Annotated in this window: 5 protein-coding genes; 4 read left to right on the top strand and 1 reads right to left on the bottom strand. The window is 57.3% G+C overall.

Annotation, left to right across the window (positions count from 1 at the left end; genetic code table 11):
- The first annotated feature begins 83 nt into the window (after positions 1–83).
- The 4 genes from QMN38_RS27130 (at position 84) to QMN38_RS26190 (ending at position 4,527) form a co-directional block, all read left to right on the top strand.
- Entirely contained in the window at positions 84–428 is a 345-nt protein-coding gene (locus QMN38_RS27130; protein ID WP_072205433.1) for a DUF3330 domain-containing protein, read from the top strand.
- A gap of 125 nt (positions 429–553) precedes the next feature.
- On the top strand, positions 554–1,114 hold the full coding sequence (locus QMN38_RS26200) for a recombinase family protein (protein WP_000147567.1): 561 nt from the start codon (positions 554–556) through the stop codon (positions 1,112–1,114).
- A 2-nt stretch (positions 1,115–1,116) separates the two neighbouring features.
- Positions 1,117–4,083, top strand: a complete 2,967-nt coding sequence (locus tag QMN38_RS26195; protein ID WP_001138064.1) for a Tn3-like element TnAs3 family transposase — start codon at positions 1,117–1,119, stop codon at positions 4,081–4,083.
- Between the two features lie 66 nt (positions 4,084–4,149).
- Positions 4,150–4,527 (top strand): GNAT family N-acetyltransferase, encoded by a 378-nt coding sequence (locus tag QMN38_RS26190; RefSeq protein WP_000656305.1) that lies wholly within the window; start codon positions 4,150–4,152, stop codon positions 4,525–4,527.
- 200 nt (positions 4,528–4,727) lie between these two features.
- Here QMN38_RS26190 and QMN38_RS26185 read toward each other — a convergent pair whose 3' ends face one another.
- Complete coding sequence (locus tag QMN38_RS26185) at positions 4,728–5,387, bottom strand: type A-1 chloramphenicol O-acetyltransferase (protein WP_000412211.1); 660 nt, start codon at positions 5,385–5,387, stop codon at positions 4,728–4,730.
- Between the last annotated feature and the right edge of the window lie 299 nt (positions 5,388–5,686).

Here is a 5,686-nt window from a genome sequence, read left to right as displayed (position 1 = left end):
CTGATGGATCCAACCCCTCCGCTGCTATAGTGCAGTCGGCTTCTGACGTTCAGTGCAGCCGTCTTCTGAAAACGACATAGGAGGTGGTAGCCGAGGGTGTGGAAACACCCGACTGCCTTGCGTGGTTGCGGCAGGCGGGTTGCGACACGGTGCAGGGTTTCCTGTTCGCCAGGCCGATGCCGGCGGCGGCCTTCGTCGGCTTCGTCAACCAATGGAGGAACACCACCATGAACGCCAATGAACCGAGCACCAGTTGCTGCGTGTGCTGCAAGGAAATCCCGCTCGATGCCGCCTTCACGCCGGAAGGGGCCGAGTACGTGGAGCATTTCTGCGGGCTGGAGTGCTATCAGCGCTTCCAGGCGCGGGCCAGCACTGCGACCGAAACCAGCGTCAAACCGGACGCTTGTGATTCGCCGCCGTCAGGTTGAGGCATACCCTAACCTGATGTCAGATGCCATGTGTAAATTGCGTCAGGATAGGATTGAATTTTGAATTTATTGACATATCTCGTTGAAGGTCATAGAGTCTTCCCTGACATTTTGCAGGGAATTCCATGACTGGACAGCGCATTGGGTATATCAGGGTCAGCACCTTCGACCAGAACCCGGAACGGCAACTGGAAGGCGTCAAGGTTGATCGCGCTTTTAGCGACAAGGCATCCGGCAAGGATGTCAAGCGTCCGCAACTGGAAGCGCTGATAAGCTTCGCCCGCACCGGCGACACCGTGGTGGTGCATAGCATGGATCGCCTGGCGCGCAATCTCGATGATTTGCGCCGGATCGTGCAAACGCTGACACAACGCGGCGTGCATATCGAATTCGTCAAGGAACACCTCAGTTTTACTGGCGAAGACTCTCCGATGGCGAACCTGATGCTCTCGGTGATGGGCGCGTTCGCCGAGTTCGAGCGCGCCCTGATCCGCGAGCGTCAGCGCGAGGGTATTGCGCTCGCCAAGCAACGCGGGGCTTACCGTGGCAGGAAGAAATCCCTGTCGTCTGAGCGTATTGCCGAACTGCGCCAACGTGTCGAGGCTGGCGAGCAAAAGACCAAGCTTGCTCGTGAATTCGGAATCAGTCGCGAAACCCTGTATCAATACTTGAGAACGGATCAGTAAATATGCCACGTCGTTCCATCCTGTCCGCCGCCGAGCGGGAAAGCCTGCTGGCGTTGCCGGACTCCAAGGACGACCTGATCCGACATTACACATTCAACGATACCGACCTCTCGATCATCCGACAGCGGCGCGGGCCAGCCAATCGGCTGGGCTTCGCGGTGCAGCTCTGTTACCTGCGCTTTCCCGGCGTCATCCTGGGCGTCGATGAACTACCGTTCCCGCCCTTGTTGAAGCTGGTCGCCGACCAGCTCAAGGTCGGCGTCGAAAGCTGGAACGAGTACGGCCAGCGGGAGCAGACCCGGCGCGAGCACCTGAGCGAGCTGCAAACCGTGTTCGGTTTCCGGCCCTTCACCATGAGCCATTACCGGCAGGCCGTCCAGATGCTGACCGAGCTGGCGATGCAAACCGACAAAGGCATCGTGCTGGCCAGCGCCTTGATCGGGCACCTGCGGCGGCAGTCGGTCATTCTGCCCGCCCTCAACGCCGTCGAGCGGGCGAGTGCCGAGGCGATCACCCGTGCTAACCGGCGCATCTACGACGCCTTGGCCGAACCACTGGCGGACGCGCATCGCCGCCGCCTCGACGATCTGCTCAAGCGCCGGGACAACGGCAAGACGACCTGGTTGGCTTGGTTGCGCCAGTCTCCGGCCAAGCCAAATTCGCGGCATATGCTGGAACACATCGAACGCCTCAAGGCATGGCAGGCACTCGATCTGCCTACCGGCATCGAGCGGCTGGTTCACCAGAACCGCCTGCTCAAGATTGCCCGCGAGGGCGGCCAGATGACACCCGCCGACCTGGCCAAATTCGAGCCGCAACGGCGCTACGCCACTCTCGTGGCGCTGGCCACCGAGGGCATGGCCACCGTCACCGACGAAATCATCGACCTGCACGACCGCATCCTGGGTAAGCTGTTTAACGCTGCCAAGAATAAGCATCAGCAGCAGTTCCAGGCGTCAGGCAAGGCCATCAACGCCAAGGTACGTCTGTACGGGCGCATCGGTCAGGCGCTGATCGACGCCAAGCAATCAGGCCGCGATGCGTTTGCCGCCATCGAGGCCGTCATGTCCTGGGATTCCTTTGCCGAGAGCGTCACCGAGGCGCAGAAGCTCGCGCAACCCGATGACTTCGATTTCCTGCATCGCATCGGCGAGAGCTACGCCACCCTGCGCCGCTATGCACCGGAATTCCTTGCCGTGCTCAAGCTGCGGGCCGCGCCCGCCGCCAAAAACGTGCTTGATGCCATTGAGGTGCTGCGCGGCATGAACACCGACAACGCCCGCAAGCTGCCAGCCGATGCACCGACCGGCTTCATCAAGCCGCGCTGGCAGAAACTGGTGATGACCGACGCCGGCATCGACCGGCGCTACTACGAACTGTGCGCGCTGTCCGAGTTGAAGAACTCCCTGCGCTCGGGCGACATCTGGGTGCAGGGTTCACGCCAGTTCAAGGACTTCGAGGACTACCTGGTACCGCCCGAGAAGTTCACCAGCCTCAAGCAGTCCAGCGAATTGCCGCTGGCCGTGGCCACCGACTGCGAACAATATCTGCATGAGCGGCTGACGCTGCTGGAAGCACAACTTGCCACCGTCAACCGCATGGCGGCAGCCAACGACCTGCCGGATGCCATCATCACCGAGTCGGGCTTGAAGATCACGCCGCTGGATGCGGCGGTGCCCGACACCGCGCAGGCGCTGATAGACCAGACAGCCATGGTCCTGCCGCACGTCAAGATCACCGAACTGCTGCTCGAAGTCGATGAGTGGACGGGCTTCACCCGGCACTTCACGCACTTGAAATCGGGCGATCTGGCCAAGGACAAGAACCTGTTGTTGACCACGATCCTGGCCGACGCGATCAACCTGGGCCTGACCAAGATGGCCGAGTCCTGCCCCGGCACGACCTACGCGAAGCTCGCTTGGCTGCAAGCCTGGCATACCCGCGACGAAACGTACTCGACAGCGTTGGCTGAACTGGTCAACGCTCAGTTTCGGCATCCCTTTGCCGGGCACTGGGGCGATGGCACCACATCATCATCGGACGGACAGAATTTCCGAACCGCTAGCAAGGCAAAGAGCACGGGGCACATCAACCCAAAATATGGCAGCAGCCCAGGACGGACTTTCTACACCCACATCTCCGACCAATACGCGCCATTCCACACCAAGGTGGTCAATGTCGGCCTGCGCGACTCAACCTACGTGCTCGACGGCCTGCTGTACCACGAATCCGACCTGCGGATCGAGGAGCACTACACCGACACGGCGGGCTTCACCGATCACGTCTTCGCCCTGATGCACCTCTTGGGCTTCCGCTTCGCGCCGCGCATCCGCGACCTGGGCGACACCAAGCTCTACATCCCGAAGGGCGATGCCGCCTATGACGCGCTCAAGCCGATGATCGGCGGCACGCTCAACATCAAGCACGTCCGCGCCCATTGGGACGAAATCCTGCGGCTGGCCACCTCGATCAAGCAGGGCACGGTGACGGCCTCGCTGATGCTCAGGAAACTCGGCAGCTACCCGCGCCAGAACGGCTTGGCCGTCGCGCTGCGCGAGTTGGGCCGCATCGAGCGCACGCTGTTCATCCTCGACTGGCTGCAAAGCGTCGAGCTACGCCGCCGCGTGCATGCCGGGCTGAACAAGGGCGAGGCGCGCAATGCGCTGGCCCGTGCCGTGTTCTTCAACCGCCTTGGTGAAATCCGTGACCGCAGTTTCGAGCAGCAGCGCTACCGGGCCAGCGGCCTCAACCTGGTGACGGCGGCCATCGTGCTGTGGAACACGGTCTACCTGGAGCGTGCGGCGCATGCGTTGCGCGGCAATGGTCATGCCGTCGATGACTCGCTATTGCAGTACCTGTCGCCACTCGGCTGGGAGCACATCAACCTGACCGGTGATTACCTATGGCGCAGCAGCGCCAAGATCGGCGCGGGGAAGTTCAGGCCGCTACGGCCTCTGCAACCGGCTTAGCGTGCTTTATTTTCCGTTTTCTGAGACGACCCCTATTATGGCGAAGGTATCATTCAGGAAGCGTTGATGAAGGATTATCTCTGTAAAAAGTTATTCAACCGGCTTTCCGGTACCCTGGTGATCAGAGCGCGCTGCGGCAATAACATTACTGGCCTGGCATGTTGCAATATTCTTTATCCCTCGCCCCGATACAGCGGTCAGCTGCATATTAAAGAGCTGTATGTTTCTCAGTGCGATCGAAATAAGGGCACGGGTAAAGCGATAATGCGCTTTATAGCCCGGCTTGCGCTTGAACAGGAATGCCTTAGCCTTAGCTGGAACGCTGAAAAATCCAACCCCGGCGCTAACCGTTTTTATCAGGCTCTGGGAGGCAGAATAAATGATCATATCGTCAATTATTACCTCCACGGGGAGAGCCTGAGCAAACTGGCCTCAGGCATTTGAGAAGCACACGGTCACACTGCTTCCGGTAGTCAATAAACCGGTAAACCAGCAATAGACATAAGCGGCTATTTAACGACCCTGCCCTGAACCGACGACCGGGTCGAATTTGCTTTCGAATTTCTGCCATTCATCCGCTTATTATCACTTATTCAGGCGTAGCAACCAGGCGTTTAAGGGCACCAATAACTGCCTTAAAAAAATTACGCCCCGCCCTGCCACTCATCGCAGTACTGTTGTAATTCATTAAGCATTCTGCCGACATGGAAGCCATCACAAACGGCATGATGAACCTGAATCGCCAGCGGCATCAGCACCTTGTCGCCTTGCGTATAATATTTGCCCATGGTGAAAACGGGGGCGAAGAAGTTGTCCATATTGGCCACGTTTAAATCAAAACTGGTGAAACTCACCCAGGGATTGGCTGAGACGAAAAACATATTCTCAATAAACCCTTTAGGGAAATAGGCCAGGTTTTCACCGTAACACGCCACATCTTGCGAATATATGTGTAGAAACTGCCGGAAATCGTCGTGGTATTCACTCCAGAGCGATGAAAACGTTTCAGTTTGCTCATGGAAAACGGTGTAACAAGGGTGAACACTATCCCATATCACCAGCTCACCGTCTTTCATTGCCATACGGAATTCCGGATGAGCATTCATCAGGCGGGCAAGAATGTGAATAAAGGCCGGATAAAACTTGTGCTTATTTTTCTTTACGGTCTTTAAAAAGGCCGTAATATCCAGCTGAACGGTCTGGTTATAGGTACATTGAGCAACTGACTGAAATGCCTCAAAATGTTCTTTACGATGCCATTGGGATATATCAACGGTGGTATATCCAGTGATTTTTTTCTCCATTTTAGCTTCCTTAGCTCCTGAAAATCTCGATAACTCAAAAAATACGCCCGGTAGTGATCTTATTTCATTATGGTGAAAGTTGGAACCTCTTACGTGCCGATCAACGTCTCATTTTCGCCAAAAGTTGGCCCAGGGCTTCCCGGTATCAACAGGGACACCAGGATTTATTTATTCTGCGAAGTGATCTTCCGTCACAGGTATTTATTCGGCGCAAAGTGCGTCGGGTGATGCTGCCAACTTACTGATTTAGTGTATGATGGTGTTTTTGAGGTGCTCCAGTGGCTTCTGTTTCTATCAGC

The sequence above is a fragment of the Citrobacter sp. R-1.5.2 genome, assembly GCF_035064245.1.
In the GTDB taxonomy this organism is placed as follows: domain Bacteria; phylum Pseudomonadota; class Gammaproteobacteria; order Enterobacterales; family Enterobacteriaceae; genus Citrobacter.
Note: the sequence above shows the minus strand (reverse complement) of the source record. Positions and strands in the feature narration are given on the sequence as shown.